Raw genomic sequence first — 24,517 nt, forward strand, 5'->3', positions numbered from 1 at the left:
TCTTGTGAGTTAAATAAACGTCGCAATTATAGCGGTAATCGGCTTCATTTGTCGAGTTGAGGGAAAACGACATAATAAAATCCGGTTGTCTTTTGTTATTGTACTATTATAATAGTCCAAAATTTTGAGAGAGGATTTTACAATGACAATACAAAAACGCCCTTCATTACTCGGTGGCGCGATGATTATCGCCGGTACGGCAATCGGCGCTGGTATGCTTGCTAACCCAACTTCTACTGCCGGTGTGTGGTTTTTCGGTTCAATTGCGATTCTGATTTACACCTGGTTTTGTATGACCACCTCGGGCTTAATGATTTTAGAAGCCAATTTACATTATCCGACCGGCGCCAGTTTCGATACGATTGTGACTGATTTATTAGGCAAAGGCTGGAACGTCATTAATGGTTTATCTGTCGCCTTTGTGCTTTACATTCTCACTTATGCTTACATCACCTCCGGCGGGAGCATTACGGAAAATTTCCTTAATCAATTAGGCGAAAACGTGGAAGTGGGGCGCACTGCAGGTTCTTTGATTTTCTGTTTTGTGTTGGCGGCATTTGTATGGTTTTCAACTAAAGCGGTTGACCGTTTTAGTACGGTGTTAATCGCCGGGATGATCATTTCTTTCTTCCTTTCCACCTCCGGTTTGTTGAGTTCGGTGAAAGCCGATGTGTTGCTTAACACGGTGGCACAGGGCGAACAACAATATTTACCTTATATTTTGACCGCACTTCCGGTGTGTTTGGTGTCGTTCGGTTTCCATGGCAATGTGCCGAGTTTGGTGAAATACTATGATCGTGACGGCAAGCGCGTGATGAAATCTATTTTCCTCGGTACCGGCTTGGCATTGATTATTTATATTTTGTGGCAGCTTGCCGTTCAAGGTAACTTACCGCGCGCCGAATTTGCGCCGGTCATCGCCAAAGGCGGGGATGTGGCGGCCTTATTAGAAGCCTTGAATAAATACATCCAAACGGATTACATCGGGATTATTTTGAATTTCTTTGCCTACATGGCCATCGCCAGTTCTTTCCTTGGTGTCACCTTAGGCTTATTCGATTACATCGCTGACTTGTGTAAATTCGATGACAGCCGCTTAGGACGCACGAAAACGACATTAGTCACTTTCCTACCGCCGTTATTACTGAGTTTGCAATTCCCGTTTGGTTTCGTTGTCGCTATCGGTTACGCAGGTTTGGCTGCCACGATTTGGGCTGCCATTGTGCCGGCATTGTTGGCAAAAGCGAGCCGTAAAAAATTCCCGAATGCCACCTATCGCGTACATGGCGGCAACTTCATGGTGTATTTCGTGATTTTATTCGGATTATTGAATATCTTCGCTCAAGTGGCATTGCAGTTCGGTTGGATTGCCGACTTCAAAGGATAATATGCAAGAAAAGCAAAGCGTGTATGACAAGGACGATTTTTTCGACCTGTATCAGAAACTGCGTAGCAACCCGAACAGCTTAAATGAAATCGTCGAAAAGCCCACTATGTTGGGCTTAGTTGGTGATGTGTCGGGTAAGCGTATTTTAGATTTAGGCTGTGGTTGCGGAGAACATCTCAAGCTCTATTTAGAACGGGGCGCGGCGTTTGTTGCCGGCATCGATTTATCTCAAGCCATGTTGCAGCAGGCAGCAAAAAATCTCGCAGAATTTCGACCGCACTTTTTACTGGAGCAAGCCTCCATGGAACGTTTAGAACCGTTAAATGAGGGCAGCTTTGATTTAATCACCAGTTCCTTTGCTTTTCATTATGTACAGGATTTTCCTGCCTTATTAGCAAAAATTCATACCAAACTGAAACCAAACGGACAATTGGTTTTCTCTCAAGAGCATCCCATTGTGACTTGTTATCAAGGTGGTGAGCGTTGGGAAAAAGACGCACAAAAACGCCAACTCGCCTATCGTCTGAATTTCTATCGTGATGAAGGCGAACGCCAACGCAACTGGTTTAAGCAACCTTTCACTACCTATCACCGCACCACGGCGACTATCATCAACAATTTGATTTCTGCCGGTTTTCACATTGAGCAAATGGCGGAGCCGATGCTCGCTGACCAACCGCAATGGCAGGATGAATTTAAAGATTTACAACATCGCCCGGTATTATTGTTTGTTAAGGCGAGAAAAAACATATAAAGTGCGGTCAGTTTTTGACGTGTTTTTGAGAAAAGAAGGCGGACAATTTGTCCGCCTTTTAGCGCAGAAAATATCTGCTTTCCGAGTGATAAAAAGTTAACGCAAGAATGCCGGAATTTTGCTTTCGTATTCTGCGATTTTGTCTTCGTGTTGAAGGGTTAAACCGATGTTATCCAAGCCGTTTAACAAACAATGACGACGGAATTCATCGAGTTCAAAGTGATACACTTTGTCGCCTACGGTTACAGTCATGTCTTCCAAATCCACATGGATTTGTTTGCCTTCATTTGCCCACACCCATTGGAAGATTTCTTCCACTTCCTCTTCGCTTAAGCGAATCGGTAACATATGATTATTCAAGCTATTGTTATAGAAAATATCCGCGAAACTCGGTGCGATCATCACTTTGAAACCATAATCGGCTAATGCCCAAGGCGCGTGTTCACGCGAAGAACCACAGCCGAGGTTTTTGCGTGCTAATAAAATAGTCGCCCCCTGATATTGTGGGTAATTCAGCACAAATTCCGGATTCGGATTGGTGCCTTCTACATCCAAATAACGCCATTCATGGAATAAGTGTTTGCCGAAACCTACGCGGGTAATGGCTTGTAAAAATTGTTTTGGAATAATCGCATCTGTGTCCACATTCGCGGCATCCAATGGCACTACTAAGCCTGAAAGTTGTTTGAATCCTGCCATTTTCTGCTCCTTAATTTAATGTCACGTCACGAATATCAACGAATTTACCGAACATTCCCGCTGCGGCAGCCATGGCTGGGCTCACTAAGTGAGTGCGACCATTACGGCCTTGGCGACCTTCAAAGTTACGGTTCGAAGTGGAAGCACAACGTTCCCATTCGCCCAAGCGGTCGTCGTTCATTCCTAAACACATGGAACAGCCTGGATTACGCCATTCTGCGCCCGCTTCGATAAAAATTTTATCCAAGCCTTCTTTTTCCGCTTGTTCTTTCACTAAGCCGGAACCCGGCACCACTAAAATCCGTTTTACGTTATCGGCTTTTTTACGACCTTTCATGACGGCTGCCGCTGCGCGTAAATCTTCGATACGGGCATTAGTACAGGAACCGATAAACACTTGATCCACAGGGATTTCTTTTAAATCAGCGTTAGCTTCTAAGCCAATATAAGTCAAGGCTTTTTCAGCAGAGGCGCGAGTTACCGGATCGGTCATTTCTGCTGGATTTGGCACTGGCTGATCGATACCGATCACTTGACCTGGGTTTGTTCCCCAAGTGACTTGTGGTGCAATGTCTTTGGCTTCTAATGTGATGACAGTGTCAAATTTCGCATCATCATCAGATTTTAAGGTTTTCCAATAAGCGACTGCATCATCCCAATCTTTACCTTGCGGTGCATGTGGACGACCTTTTAAATAGTCGAAAGTGGTTTCATCCGGTGCGATTAAACCGGCTTTTGCACCCATTTCGATTGCCATATTACATACGGTCATACGTCCTTCCATGGAAAGGTCACGAATTGCTTCGCCACAGAATTCCACCACATGGCCTGTACCGCCAGCCATGGTTGTTTTACCGATAATGGCAAGAATAATATCTTTTGCGGTAATGCCCGGCGCTACTTTGCCACGCACTTCAATTTTCATGCTTTTTGCGCGAGCTTGTTTTAAGGTTTGGGTTGCTAAAACGTGTTCTACTTCGGAGGTGCCGATACCAAATGCTAATGCACCAAAAGCACCGTGCGTAGCGGTATGAGAGTCACCGCAGACGATCGTCATACCTGGCAAAGTTAAGCCTTGTTCCGGTCCCATCACATGCACGATACCTTGTTCTTTTGTGGTCATGTCGAATAATTGAATACCGGTCGCTTTCGTGTTTTTTGCAAGCTCCAACACTTGAATTTTCGCTTGACCTTCAAGTTTGTTCACATCGCGTATTTGGGTAGAAATACTGTGATCCATGGTACCGAAAGTTTTGCTCACTTGGCGCACTTGACGGCCTGCAACACGTAGCCCGTCAAAAGCTTGCGGACTGGTCACTTCATGGATTAAATGACGGTTAATATACAAAATCGGCGTTTCGCCTTCCGCTTCGTACACCACGTGGGCATCGAATAATTTTTCGTAAAGAGTTTTTGCCATAATGTTCCTCAATTCGTTAGAGGTTTTGTTAGGGTAAGTGCGGTCAAATTTCAGGGTATTTTAAAACCGCACTATCGATTGCGACTTAAATTGCATCAGCAATCAATGTACCCATTTCTGCCGTTGAAACAGGGGTTGAGTCATCGGCTAAATCGCCGGTACGGTGACCATTCGCTAAGACTTTTTGTACCGCATTTTCAATGGCGTCCGCTGCTTCGTTTAAGTTGAAGCTATAACGCAACATCATTGCCGCAGAAAGAATTTGTGCGATGGGGTTGGCAATGCCTTTACCTGCAATATCCGGTGCAGAACCGCCTGCCGGTTCATATAAACCGAAACCTTCTTCATTTAAGCTAGCGGATGGCAACATGCCCATAGAACCTGTGATCATCGCCGCTTCATCAGAAATAATATCGCCGAAAATGTTGGAGCAGAGGAGCACATCGAAAGACTCAGGCGCTTTAATTAACTGCATGGTCGCGTTGTCGATATAAATGTGATCTAAGGTGACTTCAGGGTAGTCTTTAGCCACTTCGGTCACGGTTTCACGCCATAAAATAGAGGATTGTAATACGTTAGCTTTATCCACGGAAGTGACGTGTTTACGACGTTTCATTGCCGCATCAAAAGCCGCGCGCGCAATACGCTCGATTTCATATTTGTAATAAATTTCGGTATCGAATGCTTTGGTTTGTGCGCCTTCACCTTCACGACCTTTAGGCTGACCGAAATAAATCCCGCCCGTTAATTCACGCACCACTACCATATCAAACCCTTTTGCGGCAATGTCTGCGCGTAAAGGGCAGAATTTTTCTAACCCTTTGTAAAGAGTTGCCGGGCGAAGATTGCAGAATAATTTGAAATGTTTGCGCAATGGCAATAATGCGCCGCGTTCCGGTTGTTGATCCGGTGGTAAGTTTGTCCATTTTGGCCCACCTACAGAACCGAATAAAATCGCATCGGCCTCTTCACAGCCCTTTAAGGTATCTGCCGGTAGTGGGCAACCGCAGTGATCAATTGCAGCACCACCCACATAAAATTCATTGAAGTTGAGTTTAAAACCGAATTTTTCTTGGGCTTTGTTTAATACTTTAATGGCTTCTGCCATCACTTCCGGGCCGATACCGTCGCCGGGTAGAACTGCGATGTTGTATGATTGCATATTGTTTTTCCTATTTTTTCACACGAAAGTGCGGTTAATTTTTTTCACATTTTCTCCCCTCTTTGCTAAAGAGGGGAACTCGATAGATTAATGATGTTTATGATTCTTAATATCCGCCACCTTATGCGCCCGATAAATTGCATTGATGGCGTGCACTAAGGCAAGGGCGGAAGATTCAACGATATCTGTTGCTAAACCAACACCATGGAATTTACGGTCTTCGTGTTCCACCACAATATCCACCTGACCCAAGGCTTCAGCGCCTTCGCCTTTGGCGGTTAAGTTATAGTGAGACATTTTGATCTCTAAACCGGTTAAATTTAAGATGGCGTTGTAAACCGCATCGACCGGGCCGTTACCGCCGATTGACGAAGTGCTTAATTTCTTACCGTCTAACTGTAATTGAACAAAGGCAGTCGCCGGATATTCCTTGGTGGAGTGAGCGGAAAGTTTATCTAACACCAAACGATCTTCATCGCCTTGTTGCATATCAATGAACGCCAACGCTTCCAAGTCATAATCGAACACTTGGCCTTTTTTGTCCGCCAATTTTAAGAAGGAATCGTACAATTTATCCAAATCGTAATCTTGTTCGGTGTAGCCCATGTCGGTCATGTGGCCTTTCACCGCCGCACGGCCGGAACGCGCGGTTAAGTTTAATTTCTCTTTCTTCAAACCAATGGTTTCCGGTGACATGATTTCGTAGGTATTTTTGTTTTTTAACATCCCGTCTTGGTGAATGCCGGAAGAATGTGCAAAAGCATTGGAACCCACAATAGCTTTGTTCGGTTGAATTGGCATATTGCAAAGCTGGCTGACCATTTGACTGACACGGTGAATTTCTTGGGTATTAATTCGCGTGTCCACGCCGAAGAGTGCCTGGCGGGTTTTAATCGCCATGACGACTTCTTCCAATGCGGTGTTGCCTGCACGTTCGCCGATGCCGTTGATGGTACATTCAATTTGGCGCGCGCCGTTTTGTACGGCGGTTAAAGAGTTGGCGGTTGCCATACCTAAGTCATTGTGGCAGTGCACGGAAATAATGGCTTTGTCGATATTCGGTACGCGGTTACGCACTTGGGCGATGATGTTGCCGTACTCCATCGGTAAGCAGTAGCCCACAGTGTCTGGAATATTGACGGTGGTGGCGCCGGCGTTGATTGCCGCTTCCACAATGCGGCAGATATTGTCGATACCGGTACGTCCGGCATCTTCGCAGGAAAATTCTACGTCATCGGTGTAGTTACGCGCGCGTTTTACTGCCGCAACAGCCATTTCCACCACATCGTCAAAGGTGCGTTTTAATTTGGCTTCAACGTGTAATGCGGAACTGGCAATAAAGGTGTGAATACGGAAAGCTTCCGCCACTTTTAAGGCTTCGTAGGCTGCGTCGATGTCTTTATCTACCGCACGGGAAAGTGCCGCGACACGACTATTTTTGATATGGCGTGCGATGGTTTGCACGGATTCAAAATCCCCTTGCGAGGAAACAGGAAAACCCACTTCCATGACATCCACGCCTAAACGCTCTAAAGCAAGGGCAATTTGTAATTTTTCTTTTACGGTAAGGCTTGCTTTTAACGCTTGTTCCCCATCACGCAAGGTCGTATCAAAAATAATAACGCGATCTGTCATAACATTTTCCTTTTTTTCAATCACTCAAAGTGCGGTCGCTTTTTCAGTTGTTTTTGCTCGTGTAAAAACGAAAAAACCCGCAAATTAGAGTGCGGGTTTAAATCTTGAGGGTTTTACATTTGACTGTTTTTCATCCACAACTTAGCCGCACAAAGAATGTGAGAGCAGCAGGTTGAGGGAGAAAGAAACAGTGTTAAACATGAAAAATCCTAATGCATAAAATCTGTAAAAGTGCGTCACATATTACGGATTTAAATTCTTCTGTCAAACGTTTGCTTAGTGTTTTATGTTGATTTTTTCGTTATTTTAGAAATTAATTTGGATTTATTGTCTGATATTTTTGTGTTTGTTAGATTGATGTTCTTTATTTGTTTTTTGCTGTGAATTTTTATTCTAGGAAAAATTTATTTGATAAATAGTTCTACTTTTTTTCGTTATGAAGAAATAAGTTGGAAATTTCTCTCAATCGAATCAAGTTCGATTGTTCGTCTCGATGGGGTTTTAGGCTTAAAATTCGTTAGATTTTGTGACCGCACTTAGTGGTATGACTGGGTTCCCTTCTTTGACGCCCTTGTGGCATTGAGTTTGTAGGAAATTTTCGCTTTGTTTGAGCGAAGTGAGTTCGAAAATTTCCGTCAAGCAAATTCAATAGAACAAGGGGAAAAAAGGCAAAGCAGGGGCGTCTTTCTTTGGTGACTTTCTTTGGCGAAGCAAAGAAAGTCACAGTAAACCTAATGAGTACTTAATTCCCAATGCCCATCCGTTTTCAATTCTAAACGCTTTTCATGTAACGGCACTAAGGTTGAACGATGCCCGACGCTGATAATGATGGTATTCGGCAATTCCCGACGAATTAACCGATACATGGCATCTTCAAGTCCTTCATCCAGGCTGGCGGTGGCTTCATCTAAAAAGGCGACTTGCGGTTTATGGAGCAAAAGCCGTGCGAAGGCGAGACGTTGCTGTTCACCAAGGGATAAAATGCGGCTCCAGTCTTGTTCTTGCGCCAAACGTTCTTGTAAATGGGCAAGTTGTACTTGTTGTAATATTTCGGTCACTTTCACTAAATCGGCCTGTTCCGCGGAATTAGGATAATACAGCGCGGTGAGTAAATCCCCTTGAGGTAAATACGGGCGTTGTGAAAGGAAAAGGCTGTTTTGTTGTAGGCAGAAGATTTCGCCGTGGGCATAAGACCATAAACCCGCCACGGTGCGTAGCAACGTGGTTTTTCCCACACCGGATTGTCCTTGGATTAGTAATGAATCTCCTTGCGGTAGCGTGAGATTGAGATCGTGAATCAAGGTTTTGCCAAGTGGCGATTTGACATTTAAGTGTTGGAAAATAACGTCCGTTGGGTGATCGGTAATCTGGATTTTGCTTTCTTTCTGTGCGGCTTCTACGCTGTAATGGAAGCCGGTTAAACGGTCCAAAGTGGCTTTGTATTCGGCAAAGCTATCGTACGTGTTACGGAAGAAAGAAAGATTGGAATGCAATTTGCCAAAGACTTGCAAGGTTTGCATCAGATCGCCCAGTTTAATTTGTTTTTCAAAATAGCGTCCCACTTGAATGAGTAAAGGGAATACCACTGAAATTTGGCTGACCACTAAGTTAAAACCGGAGAATTTTAAGGCTCGAAACACAATATCCCACATGTTGTCGATAACAGCGCGAAATTGTTTATAAAGCTGGCTTTTTTCAACTTTTTCACCGGCATAGAAGGCGATGCTTTCCGCATATTCTTTTACACGGATTAAAGAATAACGGTAATTCGCGTTTAATTTTTCGTTAGCAAAATTGAGGCGAATTAACGGCTTACCAAGCCAAAAGGCGATAAGTGTCGTGAAGATCACATAAGCAAACACTAAAAAGACCATCATGTGCGGGATTTCTACGCCGAATAAACTCATTGGCCCAGCTAATCCCCACAATAAAATCGTGTAAGAAATCATGGAGGTTACCGCATCAATGACGCCGGTACTCAAGGAAAGCGTTGTTTTGACATAGGATTGCACGTCTTGTTGAATCCGTTGATCGGGGTTATCCAAATGCTGTGCGGTATATTGGCTTTTATAGTAGGCACGGTGGCTCATCCATTTTTCCAACATTTCTTGGTTTAACCATTCAATCCAATTAATGGAAAAGCGCTGGCTAATGTAATAGCTAATCAAGGCAGAAAGTACGGAAAATCCGGCGATAAAACAAAATAGGATCATTTGCTCCCAGAAGACCGGCTGATTGAACTCTTGTAGCGAGGTGTACATGTTGTTGTACCAAGTGGAATGTACCAGCCCAAGACGAACGCTAAACAAAGTTAAGGCGACAATCAGCACGAAAAATAACAATGGTTTAACGCTACGTTTCGGTGAAAGGTAACCGCCGGCAAACATCCAAAATTGTTTTCCCCAGTGAGTGAAACGCACCAACAAAAAGATACTGAGGCTAAAAACAACGGTTGTGATTGCTAAGGTTTTGGCAATCCAAAGTAGGGAGGTAATCGTTTCCTGAGAGTAGTCCATTATGTAATCCGCTAATAAAAAAGTGCGGTTCATTTTAAAAAAATTTCCCTATTAGGCAAGAAAAAATGTGATAGAGGTTTCATTTTTTGTGTTTGTTTTCCCTAAAAAAAATGAAGTTGTTATAATTTGCCACAGTTAATTTTATTTGAGGTAAATATGAGTGATATTGCTATTACGATTAGCCTGCTCGCCCTGGTCGCCGTGATCGGTTTATGGATCGGTCATTGGAAGATCAAAGGTGTCGGTTTTGGTGTAGGCGGGGTGCTCTTTGGTGGGATCATTGTGGCGCATTTTACCAATCAGTACGGATTGGCACTAGACACGCATACATTGCATTTCGTGCAAGAGTTTGGCTTGATTCTGTTTGTGTATACGATCGGGATTCAAGTGGGGCCGGGGTTCTTCTCTTCCTTGCGCCGTTCGGGGTTAAAACTTAACGGTTTTGCCTTTTTTATTGTATTGCTTGGCGGGATTTCGGTGATTCTCATTCATAAGATTGCCGATGTGCCGTTAGACATTATTTTGGGGATTTATTCCGGTGCGGTAACCAATACGCCATCGTTGGGGGCAGGGCAACAAATTTTAGCGGAGCTTGGCTTAAAAAGTGCTACGTCAACAATGGGGATGGCATATGCCATGGCCTATCCGTTTGGGATCTGCGGTATTTTACTTTCCATGTGGTTGGTGCGTTTGTTCTTTAAAATTAAGGTAGATGAAGAAGAACAACATTTCCAACATGAAAGCGGACAAGATAAAGAAACGTTAACCACCATGGACGTAAAAGTCACCAATAAAAACTTGGATGGTTTACGCCTAATCGATATCCCGGGCTTTGGTGAAGGGGACATTGTGTGTTCCCGTTTGAAAAGTGGCAACAATGTTTGCGTGCCGAAAGCCAGCTCAGAAATCCATTTGGATGATGTGTTGCATTTGGTCGGTGATGGCAGCGCATTGAAAAAAATGTGCTTAATTATTGGTGATGAGCTGGATGTGCCTATTTCAACCAAAGGTGGAGAGATTCGTTCAGAGCGGGTTGTGGTGACCAGCGAAAAAGTGTTGGGTAAAAAAATCAAATCGTTGGGTATCCATCAAAAATACGGCGTAGTGATTTCCCGCTTAAACCGTGCCGGTGTGGAATTGGTTCCGACAGCCAATACGACTTTGCAGTTCGGTGACGTATTACATATGGTGGGTCGCACAGACATGATGAATAACGCCATTTCTGTGATAGGTAATGCCGAGCAAAAATTGCAACAAGTGCAAATGTTGCCGGTGTTTATTGGGATTGGTTTGGGGGTGTTATTCGGTTCTATCCCTTTTTATATTCCAAGTTTCCCCGTTGCCTTAAAATTAGGTTTAGCGGGGGGACCGTTAGTGATTGCATTGATTTTGGCGCGTATCGGTACGATCGGTAAGCTGTATTGGTTTATGCCACCAAGCGCTAACTTAGCGTTACGCGAGTTAGGGATTGTCTTATTCTTGGCTGTCGTTGGGCTGAAATCAGGCGGTAGTTTTATGGACACCTTATTAAATGGAGGCGGTTTGGAATGGATGGGCTACGGTATCGTTATTACGTTAGTGCCATTATTAATTACCGCTGTTATCGCACGTTTATACAGCAAATTGAATTACCTTTCCCTTTGTGGTGTGCTTGCCGGTTCAATGACCGATCCACCGGCATTGGCATTTGCTAATTCGATTAAAGAAGGTAGTGGGGCAGCTTCTCTCTCTTATGCGACAGTATATCCATTGGCGATGTTTTTACGTATTGTTTCTCCACAATTGCTGGCGTTGCTCCTTTGGAGTTTTACATAACCAGAAAACGCGTTTAAAAATGACCGCACTTTCTCTAAAAGTGCGGTCATTTTTTTCCTTATTTAAGGGCGCTATTTCTTCATGTTGACTTCACAGGGTAGATAAGATCTATTAAAATGAGACAATTTTTGTGAAGACAAAAGGGAAATAAGATGAGCCAACCGATTTATAAAAGAATTTTGTTAAAACTAAGCGGAGAAGCCTTGCAAGGTGATGAAGGTTTCGGGATTGATGCGTCTATTCTTGATAGAGTGGCCTTAGAAATCAAAGAGTTGGTCGAAATGGACGTAGAAGTTGGCGTCGTATTAGGCGGTGGCAACTTATTCCGTGGTGCTAAATTAGCCAAAGCGGGAATGAACCGTGTGGTCGGCGACCATATGGGAATGTTAGCTACGGTCATGAACGGTTTGGCAATGCGTGATTCGCTTTTCCGTGCGGATGTGAATGCAAAATTAATGTCGGCATTTCAATTAAACGGCATTTGCGATACTTACAATTGGTCTGAAGCCATCAAAATGTTGCGCGAAAAACGCGTTGTGATTTTCTCCGGCGGTACAGGCAGTCCGTTTTTTACCACAGATTCCGCCGCATGCTTACGCGGTATCGAAATTGAAGCAGATGTTGTGTTAAAAGCAACCAAAGTAGATGGCGTATATGATTGCGATCCGGCAAAAAATCCAAATGCTATGCTTTATCCGCACCTTACTTATGCTGAAGTGATTGATAAAGAATTACAAGTCATGGACTTAGCAGCCTTTACCCTAGCTCGCGATCACGGTATGCCGATTCGCGTGTTCAATATGGGTAAACCGGGGGCGCTACGTCGCGTGATTACCGGCGAGCAAGAAGGCACACTCATTTGTGCAAAAGACTAGTTTAACGGTTTAATTTATTTAATAGAGAAGGAATTATCGTGATTAACGACATTAAAAAAGATGCGCAAGACCGCATGGAAAAAAGCCTTGAAGCGTTAAAAGGCCATATTGCAAAAATTCGTACCGGCCGTGCACAACCAAGTTTGTTGGATGCCATTCAAGTGGATTATTACGGCTCTGCGACACCATTACGTCAATTAGCCAACGTGGTGGCAGAAGATGCCCGTACTTTAGCGGTAACCGTGTTTGATCGTTCATTGATTCAAGCGGTAGAAAAAGCCATTTTAACTTCTGATTTAGGCTTGAACCCATCTTCTGCCGGTACAACGATTCGCGTGCCACTTCCACCATTAACAGAAGAACGTCGCCGTGATTTGATTAAAATTGTGAAATCAGAAGGCGAGCAAGGTAAGGTAGCGATTCGTAACGTACGCCGTGACGCGAACGATAAAATCAAAGCTTTGCTAAAAGACAAAGAAATCAGTGAAAACGATCAGCACAAAGCTGAAACGGAAATTCAACAAATTACCGATAAATTCATCAAAAAAGTTGATGAAGTGTTAGCGGAAAAAGAAAAAGAATTGCTCGATTTCTAATCATAAGAACAGGTTAACATCAGACGCAGTGCCTTACTGCGTCTTTTCTTATATGGGCGTGTGAGGTTTTCATGTTGCCCGAAAAATTGACAAAGTGCGGTCGAAATTTTATGCAAAAAAAACAAAAGGTCGTGATTCTTGGCGCGACAGGTTCCATCGGTAATAGCACCCTTTCGGTGATTGAACACAATCCGGAAAAATATGAAGCGTTTGCTTTAGTTGGGGGTTCCAATGTGGGTGCCATGTTTGAAAAATGCGTGAAATTTCGACCGCACTTTGTTGCTTTGGCAGATGAAAGCGCAGCAAAACATTTGCGTGAGAAAGTAGCTACGCATCAGCTCCCGACGCAAGTATTTGCCGGTCAACAAGCGATTTGCGAATTAAGCGCACATCCTGATGCAGACATGGTCATGGCAGCGATTGTTGGTGCGGCAGGTTTATTGCCAACGTTGTCAGCAGTGAAAGCCGGCAAAAAAGTTCTGCTCGCAAATAAAGAGGCATTGGTTACTTGCGGCCAAATTTTTATTGATGCGGTAAAACGCTATGGCGCGCAATTATTGCCGGTGGACAGTGAACATAACGCCATTTTCCAATCGTTGCCTCCGCAGGCTCAACAACAAATCGGGTTTTGCCCGTTGGCAGATTTGGGCATCAGTAAAATCGTGCTGACCGGTTCGGGTGGGCCTTTCCGTTATACGGAGTTAAGCGAATTTGACGGTATTACACCGGAACAGGCGGTAGCACATCCTAACTGGTCTATGGGCAAGAAGATCTCTGTGGATTCCGCAACGATGATGAACAAGGGATTGGAGTATATTGAGGCCCGTTGGTTGTTTAATGCGACAGCCGATGAAATGGAAGTCATTATTCACCCGCAGTCCATTATTCACTCCATGGTACGCTACATTGATGGCAGCGTTATCGCGCAAATGGGGAATCCTGATATGCGCACACCGATTGCGGAAACTATGGCGTATCCGCACCGCACTTTTTCGGGCGTAGCTCCGTTAGATTTTTACCAATTAAATGGGTTGACTTTTTTAGCACCGGATTATCAACGTTATCCTTGTTTGAAACTGGCGATAGAGGCTTTTGCGGCAGGACAGTATGCGACCACTGCCATGAATGCGGCGAATGAAGTGGCCGTACAAGCCTTTTTAGATCGCCAAATTAAATTTACGGATATTGCCAAACTAAATCAGGCTGTCGTGGAACAAATGCCGTCGCAACAAATCAAACAGATTGATGATGTACTGGAGGTGGATCGTGCTGCTCGTGAATATGCACGACAACAATTGGCACATTGGTCACACTGATATTTTGCATTGAGAAGGGATAATGACAGAATTAGATCGGAATAATATTCCGCAACACGTTGCGATTATCATGGACGGCAACGGGCGTTGGGCGAAGCAGCAAGGGAAAATGCGCGTTTTTGGACATAAAAACGGCGTGGCGGCAGTACGTGAAGCCGTGTCTTATGCTCGCAAAATTGGGGTGAAATATTTAACATTATATGCGTTTAGCAGCGAAAACTGGAACCGCCCCGAGCAGGAAGTGAGCGCATTGATGAGTTTATTTATGCAGGCGCTTGATTTTGAAGTGAAAAAACTGCATAAAAATGACATTCGTTTGAAAATTTTAGGCGACATTTCCCGCTTTAGTGCAGGCTTGCAGGAAAAAATCAAAAAAGCGGAAAAATTAACGGAAAATAACACCGCACTTAGGTTAAATATTGCCGCGAATTATGGCGGGCGCTGGGATATTGTTCAGGCGGCACAGCAGTTGGCAGAACAGGTTCGAGCGCAACAAATCACTGTTGCAGATATTAACGAAGATTTATTGCAGCAATATTTGGTAACAAAAGATGAGCCTGAAGTGGATTTATTGATTCGTACCAGTGGTGAACAACGCATTAGCAATTTCTTATTGTGGCAAACAGCCTACGCAGAGTTATATTTTTCCGATGTGCTGTGGCCGGATTTTAATGAAGCCGAGTTTCATCAGGCGATTTTATCTTATCAACAACGTCATCGCCGTTTTGGCGGGACTGAATAATAGAGGAATATATTGTGCTTAAACAACGAGTTATTTCGGCAATTGTGTTAATTGCCCTTGTCTTTACCGCGTTATTTTTATTTTCACCTTATTATTTTGCTCTCGCCTTGGGCGTTGTCGTCGTGTTAGGCGTTTGGGAATGGACGCAGTTTTTTAATTTCAAGCAACCCACTTTTTGGCGCTATGCCATCACAGGTTTAAGTGCTGCCTTTTTATTCCTCTGGATCTATGGAGAAGGCAATTATTTAGATGCCGGACGTGTATTTGAACTGTATACTCAGCCAATTTTATTGGGCGCGGTTATTTGGTGGCTGGTGGCCTTATTTTTTGTGGTGACTTACCCGAAAAGTAGTGCCATTTGGGGCAAACATTCCGTCTTACAATTCTTTTTCTGTTTCTTTACCCTTATCCCATTTTTAATCGGCGTATTATTGTTACGTTTAGATCATTATGTGACAGAGCCTTACCACGGCATTATGCTGTTGTTGTATGTGTTCATTTTGATTTGGGTAGCGGATTCCGGCGCTTATTTTGTCGGTCGTAAATTTGGTAAGCACAAATTGGCACCGAAAGTTTCTCCGGGGAAATCTTGGCAGGGGGCGATTGGCGGTTTGGTCATGGCAGGTATTGTTGCAGCCATTTTTGTGAATGTGGCGCAACAAAGTTTGACTGCAAATGTCTCATCCGAAGCCTTTATTGGTCTGTCTGTGGCAACGGTTGCGATTTCTATTTTAGGCGATTTAACGGAAAGTATGTTTAAACGCCAAAGCGGTATTAAAGATAGCAGTCATTTAATTCCGGGGCATGGCGGTATTTTGGATCGCATTGACAGCTTAACGGCTGCCGTTCCATTCTTCGCCTACTTCTATTTTTTTGTACTATAGGATTGGCGATATGTCATTTTTGTGGTCAACCGTTTCATTTCTGATTGCGATTGCCGTTTTAGTAACGGTACATGAATATGGCCATTTCTGGGCGGCACGAAAGTGCGGTGTGAAAGTGCATCGTTTTTCTATTGGTTTTGGTAAAGTCATTTGGTCGCGTACCGATAAACAAGGGACAGAATTTGCTGTGTCGGCCATTCCTCTTGGGGGTTATGTCAAAATGCTGGATGGAAGAAACGAAGACATTCCTTCAGAGTTGGCATCTCAAGCCTTTGACAATAAAACGGTCGCCCAACGTGCTTTTATTATTGCCGCCGGTCCGATAGCGAATTTCTTGTTTGCTATTTTTGCTTATTTTCTGATTTATACCATCGGAATTCCAAGCGTTAAACCGGTCATTGATGATATAAAACCTCATTCTATTGCAGAGCTGGCGCAGGTTCAGCCAAAAACGCAAATTACTGAAATTGATGGTGTTGCTACGCCTGATTGGGAGACCATCAATATGCTGTTGGCTACTAAAATTGGTGAAAGTAGAGTAGAGTTAACCCTAGTTGAATTCGGTTCGAATATTGAACAGCATAGAATCTTGGATTTATCTCACTGGAATTTTAACCCTGAAAAAGAAACAGCTTTCGGTTCTCTCGGTATATTACCGGTTAGAACTAAAGTCGATATGACTTTGTCTAAAGTCGTCGAGAATTCTCCTGCACAAAAAGCGGGATTACAAGTTGGTGATAAATTATATTGGGCGGATGGTAAGGCGATACGTTGGCTGGATTTTATTGAGCAAGTGGAGTTAGGTCATCCTCTGTCACTAAAAGTCGAGCGTAACGGTGAGTGGTTGATGAAGACCATTACGCCGGAACTCAATGACAAAAAGCGTTTAGTTGTTGGTATTTCTCCGACTTTTTCCCCAGTGCCTGATGAATATCGTACTGAATTAAAGTATGATATGTTTGAATCCTTACAGAAAGGGGCTGAGAAGACGTTTCAACTCTCTTGGCTAACCATAAAAGTGATCGGGAAATTATTGGTTGGCGAGTTGTCTTTGAATAATTTAAGTGGTCCGATTTCTATTGCGCAAGGTGCAGGCGCATCATCTGAGTTAGGATTAGTTTATTACCTCAGTTTTCTCGCACTGATTAGTGTCAATTTAGGGATCATGAATCTCTTCCCATTGCCTGTGCTTGATGGGGGACATCTAGTCTTTTTAGGATTAGAAGCGCTTAAAGGAAAGCCGGTTTCCGAACATGTTCAGAATATCAGTTATCGAATCGGTGCAATCTTATTATTAATGTTAATGGGATTTGGCCTGATTAATGATTTTTTACGTTTAAATTAGTATTTTTATACAGGATAGAAATTACGATGAAAAAACTTTTACTTGTAAGTTTGTTGTTTGGTTCTACCGCCGCTCTTGCGGGACCTTTTGTAGTTCAAGATATTCGTGTTGATGGTGTTCAGGCTGGTCGTGAAAGTCAGATTATTGCCTCGTTACCGATAAAAATTGGTCAGAAAATTAATGATGCCAATATTTCTAATATCGTCCGTAATTTGTTCCTAACAGGTCAGTATGATGATGTGAGAGCATCACAGCAAGGAAATACGTTGGTTATTTCGGTTACGCCGAAAGCGATTATTTCTGATGTGGTGTTTGAGGGAAATAAATCCGTTCCAAACGATGCATTAAAACAAAACTTAGATACCAATGGTTTTCGTAAAGGCGATATGTTGAATCGTGAAAAATTAGAAGAGTTTCGTAAAGGATTAGAAGAACACTATCATAGTGTTGGTCGTTATAACGCAAAAGTCGAAACGATTGTTAACCCATTACCAAATAACCGTGCGGAAGTTAAGATTCAAGTGACTGAAAATGATGTTGCTTTGCTGAAAGATATCACTTTTGTCGGTAATCAAGCCTTTGATAGTGATCGCTTAGAAGATCAAATGGAGCTCCAACCGGATGCGTGGTGGAAGTTCTTTGGTAACAAATTTGATTCTACGCAATTCACTAAAGATCTTGAAACAATTAGAAATTATTACCTTGATCGTGGTTATGCAAAAGCCGGAATCGCCAATACCGATGTGAAACTGAATGATGAGAAGACGGAAGCTCGAGTAACAATTGATATTGTTGAAGGAGAGAAATATACCGTTAATAGTGCGCGTATTGTGGGTGATGTAGGCGGCATGGCGGAACAATTGGCGCCGTTACTTAAGCAAATTCATGTTGGCGAAGAGTTTCGTCGTAGTGATGTACTGTTAGTTGAAGAAAGTATTAAAGCAACACTTGGCGAACGTGGTTATGGTAGTGCACAAGTGAACGTACAGCCTGATTTTAATGATGAGAATAAAACAGTTGGCTTGAGTTTTGTTGTTGATGCCGGTAAACGTTATTCTGTCCGTCAAATTCGTTTTGAAGGTAATACCGTGAGTGCGGATAGCACCTTGCGTCAAGAAATGCGTCAGCAAGAGGGGAGTTGGTTATCTACTGATTTAGTTGAATTAGGTAAAGTGCGGTTGGATCGTACAGGCTTTTTTGAAACCGTTGAAAGCCGTACCGAAGCCGTTGAAGGAACCAATGACCAAGTTGATGTTATTTATAAGGTAAAAGAACGTAATACCGGTAGTATTAATTTTGGTATCGGTTATGGTACGGAAAGCGGTTTAAGTTACCAAGCCAGTATTAAGCAAGATAACTTCTTGGGTATGGGCTCTTCTCTTAGTTTGGCCGGCTCCCGTAATGATTACGGTACAAGCGTAAATTTAGGTTATACCGAACCATACTTCACTAAAGATGGTGTCAGTTTGGGTGGAAATGTTTTCTTTGAAAGCTTTGATAACTCAAAAAATTCAACATCAGCAGCTTATGCACGTACGACTTATGGTGGTAACCTAACCTTAGGTTTCCCGGTCAATGAAAACAATGCCTACTATCTTGGTGTTGGTTACGCCTATAACAAATTAAAAAATATTACACCTGAATATAATCGTGCTTTGTATTTAGCCTCTATGAACTTTGATGACTGGGTGTTCAAATCTCACGATTATGATGTTTCATTCGGTTGGAATTATAACAGTTTGAACCGTGGTTTCTTACCAACTAAAGGGGTTAAAGCATCTATCGGTGGTAAGGTTACGATTCCTGGTTCTGATAATAAATACTATCGACTCAATGCCGATGTTCAAGGATTCTACCCGCTTAACCGTGATCAGACATGGGTATTGTCTGGACGTTTAGGGGCATCTTATGCGGATGGTTTCGGTGGTAAACGTTTACCGTTCTATCAAACTTATACAGCAGGTGGTATTGGCAGTTTACGCGGCTTTTCTTATGGTGCGATTGGTCCACAAGCGATTTATGCTAAAACGCCAATCTCAGCGGCTTGTCGTGGCGTGAGTACAACCCCTAGCTGTTATAATGACGATAAGTTAAATGGTGATGTGGTTGGCGGTAATGCGATGGCCACTGCCAGTGTGGAATTAATTGTACCAACGCCGTTTGTTGCAGAGAAAAATCAAAATTCTGTTCGTACCTCATTCTTTGTTGATGCAGCGAGCGTATGGGATACTCACTGGAAATCAGAGAAAGGTAAGTTTAATAGTAATTTACCTGATTATGGCGATCCTTCTCGTGTTCGCGCTTCTGCCGGTATTTCATTCCAATGGCAGTCTCCGATTGGCCCGTTAGTATTCTCTTATGCTAAGCCAATCAAGAAATATGAAAACGATGATATTGAACAATTCCAGTTCAGTATTGGTGGATCGTTCTAAACAGAACAGTCTAATCCAATTGATATAAAGAGATATCTGTGCCAAGACATTGGCACAGACGAATTTAATGTTTAACTTACTAAAAGGAAAAATAAAAAAATGAAAAAAACTGTAAAATTAACCGCACTTTCTTTAGCTTTAGCATTCACTTCTTCTTTAGCAATGGCAGAAGAAAATATCGCTTTTGTAAGCGCAGATTACCTTTTCCAGAATCATCCGGATCGTAAAGTTGTTGCTGAAAAATTAGAGGCAGAATTCAAACCAACTGCGGATAAATTAGCAGAAAACAAAAAACAGATTGATGCAAAAATTGCGGATGTTCAAAAGAAAGTTGAAGCAAAAGTGGCGGCTTTACAGAAAGACGCACCTAAATTACGTTCTGCAGACATCAAAAAACGCGAAGATGAAATTAATAAATTTGCTAATGATGAACAAGACGCTATTAATAAATTAATTACTGAGCATGACCAAAAAGCAAAAGCTTTCCAAGAAAGTTATGCAAAACGTGAAAATGAAGAAACAACAAAAATGATTGCAAGCATTCAAACCGCCACGAATAACGTAGCGAAACAAAAAAATTACACTTTAGTGCTTGATGATCGTTCCGTTGTTTTTGCAGTTGACGGTAAAAACATCACAGAAGATGTATTAAAAGCAATTCCTACACAGGCTAAATAATGAAGACCTATTCCCTCTTGGAATTAGCACAACAAATCGGCGCTACCATTCGTGGTAACGCCGATGTTGTTGTGAGTAATATCGCTCCCTTAGATAAAGCAGAAAAACATCAGCTAACATTTATTTCTAATGCCAAATTCCGTGAAAAACTGGCACATTCAAAGGCGGGTATTTTGGTGGTGTCCGAAGCGGATGTGGAATTTTGTTCACCGGAAAGTAATTTGCTTATTGTGAAGGAGCCTTATGTTGCCTATGCAAAATTAGCACAATATATGGATACCACCCCAAAAGCGGCAAGCGGAATCGCAAAAAGTGCGGTTATTTCTGACGATGTTTTGTTAGGTGAAAATGTTTCTATCGGTGCAAACAGCGTTATTGAATCCGGTGTTGTGCTTGGCGATAACGTAGTAATTGGTGCAAATTGCTTTATTGGTAAAAATACTAAAATTGGCGCACATACCCAACTTTGGGCGAATGTGTCTGTATATCATGATGTCGAAATTGGCCAGCATTGCTTGATTCAATCCGGCGCTGTCATTGGTAGTGATGGTTTTGGTTATGCTAATGAACGCGGTAAATGGATTAAAATCCCCCAAGTAGGACAAGTGATTATCGGCAATTACGTGGAAATTGGTGCTTGTACCTGTATTGACCGTGGCGCATTAGATGCAACTGTGATTGAAGATAACGTGATTATCGACAACCTTTGTCAGATTGCTCATAACGTGCATATCGGCACGGGGACGGCGGTTGCCGGCGGTGTGATTATGGCAGGCAGTTTAACCGTGGGACGTTATTGTTTAATTGGCGGTGCGAGCGTGATTAACGGGCATATGGAAATCTGTGATCAAGTGACAGTCACCGGCATGGGGATGGTCATGCGTCCGATTACCGAACCGGGTGTGTATTCTTCCGGTATTCCGCTCCAAACCAATAAAGAATGGCGAAAAACAGCGGCATTGACACTTGGCATTGATGGTTTAAATAAACGCATTAAAGCCCTTGAGAAAAAACTGAAATCAGATGAGTGATGTTTCGTTCATTTTGTGTTGATGCGTTAAATAACGTATAATTTAACGCGTATTTTTTGTTTCTTATTTAATATTGAAAGGTAATCCCGTGACTGAACAAACCTCAAGAATTATCGAATCTCACGAAATTATGCAATTATTGCCACATCGTTATCCATTTTTATTAGTGGATCGCGTGATCAATTTTGAAGAAGGCAAATGGTTGACTGCGATTAAAAATATCAGTGTGAATGAGCCTTGTTTTACCGGCCATTTCCCGGGAAATCCCATTTTACCGGGCGTGTTAATTCTTGAAGCCATGGCGCAGGCTATGGGTATCTTAGCTTTCAAAACCCATGAGTTAGCCGGTGGTGAGATTTTCTATTTCGCCGGTGTTGATGAAGCCCGCTTTAAGCGTCCGATTGTTCCTGGCGATCAAATGGTATTACACGTTGAAGTGATTAAAGAACGTCGTGGTATTACTGCCTTTACCGCTACAGCAACCGTTGATGGTGAAGTGGCCTGTGAAGCGAAACTAATGTGTGCTCGTCGTGTAGCATAATTCAGACAAGGGGATAAATATGATTCACCCAACAGCCAAAGTTCATCCGCAGGCCATTGTTGAAGAAGGTGCCAAAATTGGTGAAAACGTGGTTATCGGCCCGTTTACGATTATCGGTAAAGACGTTGAAATCGGCAAAGGCACCGTCGTCCACTCCCATGTTGTGATTAATGGGCATACACGAATCGGTGAAGATAATGAAATTTATCAATTTGCCAGCATTGGTGAGGTGAACCAAGATCTTAAATATCAAGGCGAGCCGACACGCGTTGTGATCGGTAACCGTAACCGTATTCGTGAAAGTGTTACCATTCATCGTGGTACCGTACAAGGTGGCGGAGTGACGAAAATCGGTGATGACAACTTATTCATGATTAACGTCCATATTGCACATGACTGCGTGATTAAAAACCGCTGTATTTTAGCCAATAATGCCACCCTTGCCGGACACGTGGAATTGGACGATTTCGTGATTGTCGGCGGAATGTCTGCGATTCACCAATTCGTTGTCGTAGGCGCTCATGTGATGTTGGGTGGTGGTTCCATGGTCAGCCAAGATGTGCCTCCATATGTCATGGCACAAGGCAATCATGCTCAACCGTTCGGGGTAAACATTGAAGGGTTAAAACGTCGTGGCTTCGATAAGCCAACAATGCATGCGATTCGTAACGTTTACAAAATGATTTATCGTAGCGGTAAAACATTAGATGAAGTGATGCCGGAAATTGAACAAATTGCTGCCACAGAGTCAGCGATCAGTTTCTTCTTGGATTTCTTTAAGCGTTCCACCCGCGGCATTATCCGTTAATCCTTTTAATAAATTCATTTATTGCCGACCGCTCTTTTCTATGACTAAAAGAGCGGTCGTTTTTTTCAGAGTTTTGACTATGCCAAATTCAATATCCCTCAATCATTCTCCAACCATTGCAATCATCGCAGGCGAAGTCTCCGGTGACATTCTCGGAGCAGGTTTAATTCATGCCCTGAAAGCGTGTTATCCGCATGCCAAATTTATCGGTATTGGCGGTGAACGCATGATTGCCGAAGGATTTGAAACTCTGTTTGATATGGAAGAGTTATCCGTGATGGGATTGGTGGAAGTGCTGAAACATCTACCACGCTTACTCAAAATCCGCCGTAGCATCATCGAGCAATTATCGGCATTAAAACCGGATGTTTTCATTGGCATTGATGCACCGGATTTTAACTTAGACGTAGAATTGAAGCTCAAACAACGAGGCATTAAAACCATTCATTATGTGAGTCCGTCAGTGTGGGCATGGCGTCAGAAACGTGTGTATAAAATCGCAGCAGCCACTAATTTAGTGCTTGCCTTTTTGCCTTTTGAAAAAGCCTTTTATGATCGTTTCAATGTGCCTTGTCGCTTTATTGGGCACACCATGGCGGATGCCATTCCGTTGAAACCAAATCGTGATGAAGCCTGCCAATTACTGAATTTAGATCCAACGCAGCGTTATGTGGCGATGCTGGTGGGGAGTCGTGGTTCAGAGGTGGAATTTCTGAGTGAACCTTTCTTACAAACTGCGCAACTGCTACATCAGCGTTATCCGGATGTTAAATTTCTTGTGCCGTTAATTAATCAAAAACTTCGTCAGCAATTTGAACAAATCAAACAATGCGTTGCGCCGGAATTGGATATGATTTTATTGGACGGCAATGCGCGTGCCGCCATGATCACCGCAGAAGCAACGTTGCTGGCCTCAGGTACGGCTGCGTTGGAAGCGATGTTATGTAAATCCCCGATGGTAGTGGGGTATCGTATGAAGCCTTTCACCTATTTCTTAGCCAAACGCTTGGTGAAAACCAAATACGTTTCTTTACCAAATTTGCTGGCGGATGAAATGTTAGTGCCGGAATTAATTCAAGAAGACTGCAATCCGACGAAGTTGGCAGAAAAATTGTCCCTGTATTTAAGTGAGGATAAAAGTGCGGTGCAAAATCGCCATGTTTTATTACAACGTTTTGCTGAGTTACACCAAAGGATTCAATGCAATGCCGATCAACAAGCCGCACAAGCAGTGATTGATTTATTGGAGCCATCTCATGGATAAGTTTGTGTACCCACAGGGCTATGCGCTAATTGCCGGTGTAGATGAAGTAGGACGCGGGCCGTTAGTCGGTGCCGTGGTGACGGCAGCAGTGATTTTGGATCCGAACAATCCTATTGAGGGGCTTGCTGATTCTAAGAAACTGTCGGAAAAAAAACGTTTATTGTTAGCGGAAGAAATTAAGCAAAAAGCCTTGGCGTGGGCGCTTGGGCGAGCGGAACCACATGAGATCGACGAGTTGAATATTTTGCATGCTTCCATGCTTGCCATGGAACGGGCGGTAAAACATTTGAAAATTCAACCGCACTTTGTGTTGGTGGATGGCAATCGGATTCCTTCAAATTTGTCGATACCTGCTCAGGCAGTTGTTAAAGGGGATGCTTTAGTCGCGGAAATTAGTGCGGCGTCTATTTTGGCAAAAGTCGCACGGGATCAGGAAATGTTGGAATTGGATCAACAATATCCACAATATGCCTTTGCGCAACACAAGGGCTACCCAACGAAATTGCATTTGGAAAAAATCGCCGAATTTGGCCTTTTACCACAGTATCGCCGTAGTTTTGCGCCTGTTAAAAAATTATTAGAATCGCTATAATTTGACCTGCATTTGAACATTTTTA

Annotated in this window: 21 protein-coding genes; 16 read left to right on the forward strand and 5 right to left on the reverse strand. The window is 43.0% G+C overall.

Translation table 11 applies throughout. The features are described 5' to 3' along the window. Positions 1 to 142: 142 nt before the first annotated feature. Positions 143 to 1,387, forward strand: coding sequence for a tryptophan permease (gene mtr, locus HMPREF9064_RS08085; protein ID WP_006716841.1), 1,245 nt, complete (start codon positions 143 to 145; stop codon positions 1,385 to 1,387). A 1-nt stretch (position 1,388) separates the two neighbouring features. Next, entirely contained in the window at positions 1,389 to 2,141 is a 753-nt protein-coding gene (locus HMPREF9064_RS08080) for a class I SAM-dependent methyltransferase (RefSeq protein ID WP_006716844.1), read from the forward strand. Positions 2,142 to 2,237: 96 nt separating this feature from the next. Here the strand turns inward: HMPREF9064_RS08080 and leuD are convergent, their stop codons facing one another. From leuD to HMPREF9064_RS08055, 5 genes are all read right to left on the reverse strand, one after another. Then, complete coding sequence (gene leuD, locus HMPREF9064_RS08075) at positions 2,238 to 2,840, reverse strand: 3-isopropylmalate dehydratase small subunit (protein ID WP_006716845.1); 603 nt, start codon at positions 2,838 to 2,840, stop codon at positions 2,238 to 2,240. A gap of 10 nt (positions 2,841 to 2,850) precedes the next feature. After that, positions 2,851 to 4,260: a 3-isopropylmalate dehydratase large subunit gene (leuC, locus tag HMPREF9064_RS08070; RefSeq protein WP_006716847.1), complete on the reverse strand. Its 1,410-nt coding sequence runs from the start codon at positions 4,258 to 4,260 to the stop codon at positions 2,851 to 2,853. A gap of 85 nt (positions 4,261 to 4,345) precedes the next feature. Then, the gene (gene leuB, locus HMPREF9064_RS08065) at positions 4,346 to 5,422 is read right to left on the reverse strand and encodes a 3-isopropylmalate dehydrogenase (RefSeq protein ID WP_006716849.1); all 1,077 of its coding nucleotides are present in this window, start codon (positions 5,420 to 5,422) and stop codon (positions 4,346 to 4,348) included. A gap of 87 nt (positions 5,423 to 5,509) precedes the next feature. Next, positions 5,510 to 7,057 carry a 2-isopropylmalate synthase gene (gene leuA, locus HMPREF9064_RS08060; RefSeq protein WP_032997754.1) on the reverse strand — a complete coding sequence of 516 codons (1,548 nt, stop codon included), beginning with the start codon at positions 7,055 to 7,057 and terminating at the stop codon, positions 5,510 to 5,512. A gap of 731 nt (positions 7,058 to 7,788) precedes the next feature. Further along, positions 7,789 to 9,573 carry an ABC transporter ATP-binding protein/permease gene (locus HMPREF9064_RS08055; protein WP_109103983.1) on the reverse strand — a complete coding sequence of 595 codons (1,785 nt, stop codon included), beginning with the start codon at positions 9,571 to 9,573 and terminating at the stop codon, positions 7,789 to 7,791. 156 nt (positions 9,574 to 9,729) lie between these two features. Between HMPREF9064_RS08055 and HMPREF9064_RS08050 the strand changes: the two genes are divergently transcribed. The 14 genes from HMPREF9064_RS08050 to rnhB all read left to right on the forward strand — a co-directional run bounded on the left by HMPREF9064_RS08050 (position 9,730) and on the right by rnhB (position 24,492). Beyond that, entirely contained in the window at positions 9,730 to 11,388 is a 1,659-nt protein-coding gene (locus HMPREF9064_RS08050; RefSeq protein ID WP_006716860.1) for a putative transporter, read from the forward strand. Positions 11,389 to 11,540: 152 nt separating this feature from the next. Continuing rightward, complete coding sequence (pyrH, locus tag HMPREF9064_RS08045) at positions 11,541 to 12,263, forward strand: UMP kinase (protein ID WP_006716861.1); 723 nt, start codon at positions 11,541 to 11,543, stop codon at positions 12,261 to 12,263. A 38-nt stretch (positions 12,264 to 12,301) separates the two neighbouring features. Beyond that, on the forward strand, positions 12,302 to 12,859 hold the full coding sequence (gene frr, locus HMPREF9064_RS08040) for a ribosome recycling factor (RefSeq protein WP_006716863.1): 558 nt from the start codon (positions 12,302 to 12,304) through the stop codon (positions 12,857 to 12,859). Between the two features lie 110 nt (positions 12,860 to 12,969). Beyond that, a complete protein-coding gene (gene ispC, locus HMPREF9064_RS08035; RefSeq protein WP_032997755.1) occupies positions 12,970 to 14,175 on the forward strand; it encodes a 1-deoxy-D-xylulose-5-phosphate reductoisomerase in 1,206 nt (401 codons plus the stop codon). A 22-nt stretch (positions 14,176 to 14,197) separates the two neighbouring features. Beyond that, positions 14,198 to 14,917, forward strand: coding sequence for a polyprenyl diphosphate synthase (gene uppS / locus HMPREF9064_RS08030; protein WP_006716867.1), 720 nt, complete (start codon positions 14,198 to 14,200; stop codon positions 14,915 to 14,917). A 14-nt stretch (positions 14,918 to 14,931) separates the two neighbouring features. Then, on the forward strand, positions 14,932 to 15,801 hold the full coding sequence (locus HMPREF9064_RS08025; RefSeq protein ID WP_006716869.1) for a phosphatidate cytidylyltransferase: 870 nt from the start codon (positions 14,932 to 14,934) through the stop codon (positions 15,799 to 15,801). Between the two features lie 10 nt (positions 15,802 to 15,811). Next, on the forward strand, positions 15,812 to 17,146 hold the full coding sequence (gene rseP, locus HMPREF9064_RS08020) for a sigma E protease regulator RseP (protein WP_006716871.1): 1,335 nt from the start codon (positions 15,812 to 15,814) through the stop codon (positions 17,144 to 17,146). 26 nt (positions 17,147 to 17,172) lie between these two features. Then, complete coding sequence (gene bamA, locus HMPREF9064_RS08015) at positions 17,173 to 19,578, forward strand: outer membrane protein assembly factor BamA (protein ID WP_006716873.1); 2,406 nt, start codon at positions 17,173 to 17,175, stop codon at positions 19,576 to 19,578. Positions 19,579 to 19,677: 99 nt separating this feature from the next. Then, a complete protein-coding gene (locus HMPREF9064_RS08010) occupies positions 19,678 to 20,256 on the forward strand; it encodes an OmpH/Skp family outer membrane protein (RefSeq protein WP_006716876.1) in 579 nt (192 codons plus the stop codon). Beyond that, positions 20,256 to 21,287 carry a UDP-3-O-(3-hydroxymyristoyl)glucosamine N-acyltransferase gene (gene lpxD / locus HMPREF9064_RS08005; RefSeq protein WP_006716877.1) on the forward strand — a complete coding sequence of 344 codons (1,032 nt, stop codon included), beginning with the start codon at positions 20,256 to 20,258 and terminating at the stop codon, positions 21,285 to 21,287. The genes HMPREF9064_RS08010 and lpxD overlap by 1 nt, the downstream gene beginning before the upstream one ends. A 130-nt stretch (positions 21,288 to 21,417) precedes the next feature. Then, complete coding sequence (gene fabZ, locus HMPREF9064_RS08000) at positions 21,418 to 21,828, forward strand: 3-hydroxyacyl-ACP dehydratase FabZ (protein WP_050540575.1); 411 nt, start codon at positions 21,418 to 21,420, stop codon at positions 21,826 to 21,828. A 19-nt stretch (positions 21,829 to 21,847) separates the two neighbouring features. After that, positions 21,848 to 22,636, forward strand: coding sequence for an acyl-ACP--UDP-N-acetylglucosamine O-acyltransferase (lpxA, locus tag HMPREF9064_RS07995; RefSeq protein WP_006716881.1), 789 nt, complete (start codon positions 21,848 to 21,850; stop codon positions 22,634 to 22,636). 79 nt (positions 22,637 to 22,715) lie between these two features. Further along, the gene (lpxB, locus tag HMPREF9064_RS07990) at positions 22,716 to 23,900 is read left to right on the forward strand and encodes a lipid-A-disaccharide synthase (RefSeq protein WP_032997756.1); all 1,185 of its coding nucleotides are present in this window, start codon (positions 22,716 to 22,718) and stop codon (positions 23,898 to 23,900) included. Then, the gene (gene rnhB / locus HMPREF9064_RS07985; RefSeq protein WP_006716887.1) at positions 23,893 to 24,492 is read left to right on the forward strand and encodes a ribonuclease HII; all 600 of its coding nucleotides are present in this window, start codon (positions 23,893 to 23,895) and stop codon (positions 24,490 to 24,492) included. The genes lpxB and rnhB overlap by 8 nt, the downstream gene beginning before the upstream one ends. Positions 24,493 to 24,517: the final 25 nt, after the last annotated feature.

It is taken from the genome of Aggregatibacter segnis ATCC 33393 (genome assembly GCF_000185305.1).
Classification (GTDB): Bacteria; Pseudomonadota; Gammaproteobacteria; order Enterobacterales; family Pasteurellaceae; genus Aggregatibacter; species Aggregatibacter segnis.

Bases quoted from the DNA above. Each gene is read 5' to 3' on its own strand.
- fabZ (WP_050540575.1), top strand. From the start codon at position 21,418: ATGCAATTATTGCCACATCGTTATCCATTTTTATTAGTGGATCGCGTG.
- lpxD (WP_006716877.1), top strand. From the start codon at position 20,256: ATGAAGACCTATTCCCTCTTGGAATTAGCACAACAAATCGGCGCTACC.
- rnhB (WP_006716887.1), top strand. From the start codon at position 23,893: ATGGATAAGTTTGTGTACCCACAGGGCTATGCGCTAATTGCCGGTGTA.
- leuC (WP_006716847.1), bottom strand. From the start codon at position 4,260: ATGGCAAAAACTCTTTACGAAAAATTATTCGATGCCCACGTGGTGTAC.
- HMPREF9064_RS08080 (WP_006716844.1), top strand. From the start codon at position 1,389: ATGCAAGAAAAGCAAAGCGTGTATGACAAGGACGATTTTTTCGACCTG.
- HMPREF9064_RS08050 (WP_006716860.1), top strand. From the start codon at position 9,730: ATGAGTGATATTGCTATTACGATTAGCCTGCTCGCCCTGGTCGCCGTG.
- HMPREF9064_RS08010 (WP_006716876.1), top strand. From the start codon at position 19,678: ATGAAAAAAACTGTAAAATTAACCGCACTTTCTTTAGCTTTAGCATTC.
- leuD (WP_006716845.1), bottom strand. From the start codon at position 2,840: ATGGCAGGATTCAAACAACTTTCAGGCTTAGTAGTGCCATTGGATGCC.
- HMPREF9064_RS08055 (WP_109103983.1), bottom strand. From the start codon at position 9,573: ATGGACTACTCTCAGGAAACGATTACCTCCCTACTTTGGATTGCCAAA.
- rseP (WP_006716871.1), top strand. From the start codon at position 15,812: ATGTCATTTTTGTGGTCAACCGTTTCATTTCTGATTGCGATTGCCGTT.
- leuA (WP_032997754.1), bottom strand. From the start codon at position 7,057: ATGACAGATCGCGTTATTATTTTTGATACGACCTTGCGTGATGGGGAA.
- mtr (WP_006716841.1), top strand. From the start codon at position 143: ATGACAATACAAAAACGCCCTTCATTACTCGGTGGCGCGATGATTATC.
- uppS (WP_006716867.1), top strand. From the start codon at position 14,198: ATGACAGAATTAGATCGGAATAATATTCCGCAACACGTTGCGATTATC.
- lpxA (WP_006716881.1), top strand. From the start codon at position 21,848: ATGATTCACCCAACAGCCAAAGTTCATCCGCAGGCCATTGTTGAAGAA.
- pyrH (WP_006716861.1), top strand. From the start codon at position 11,541: ATGAGCCAACCGATTTATAAAAGAATTTTGTTAAAACTAAGCGGAGAA.
- bamA (WP_006716873.1), top strand. From the start codon at position 17,173: ATGAAAAAACTTTTACTTGTAAGTTTGTTGTTTGGTTCTACCGCCGCT.
- lpxB (WP_032997756.1), top strand. From the start codon at position 22,716: ATGCCAAATTCAATATCCCTCAATCATTCTCCAACCATTGCAATCATC.
- leuB (WP_006716849.1), bottom strand. From the start codon at position 5,422: ATGCAATCATACAACATCGCAGTTCTACCCGGCGACGGTATCGGCCCG.
- ispC (WP_032997755.1), top strand. From the start codon at position 12,970: ATGCAAAAAAAACAAAAGGTCGTGATTCTTGGCGCGACAGGTTCCATC.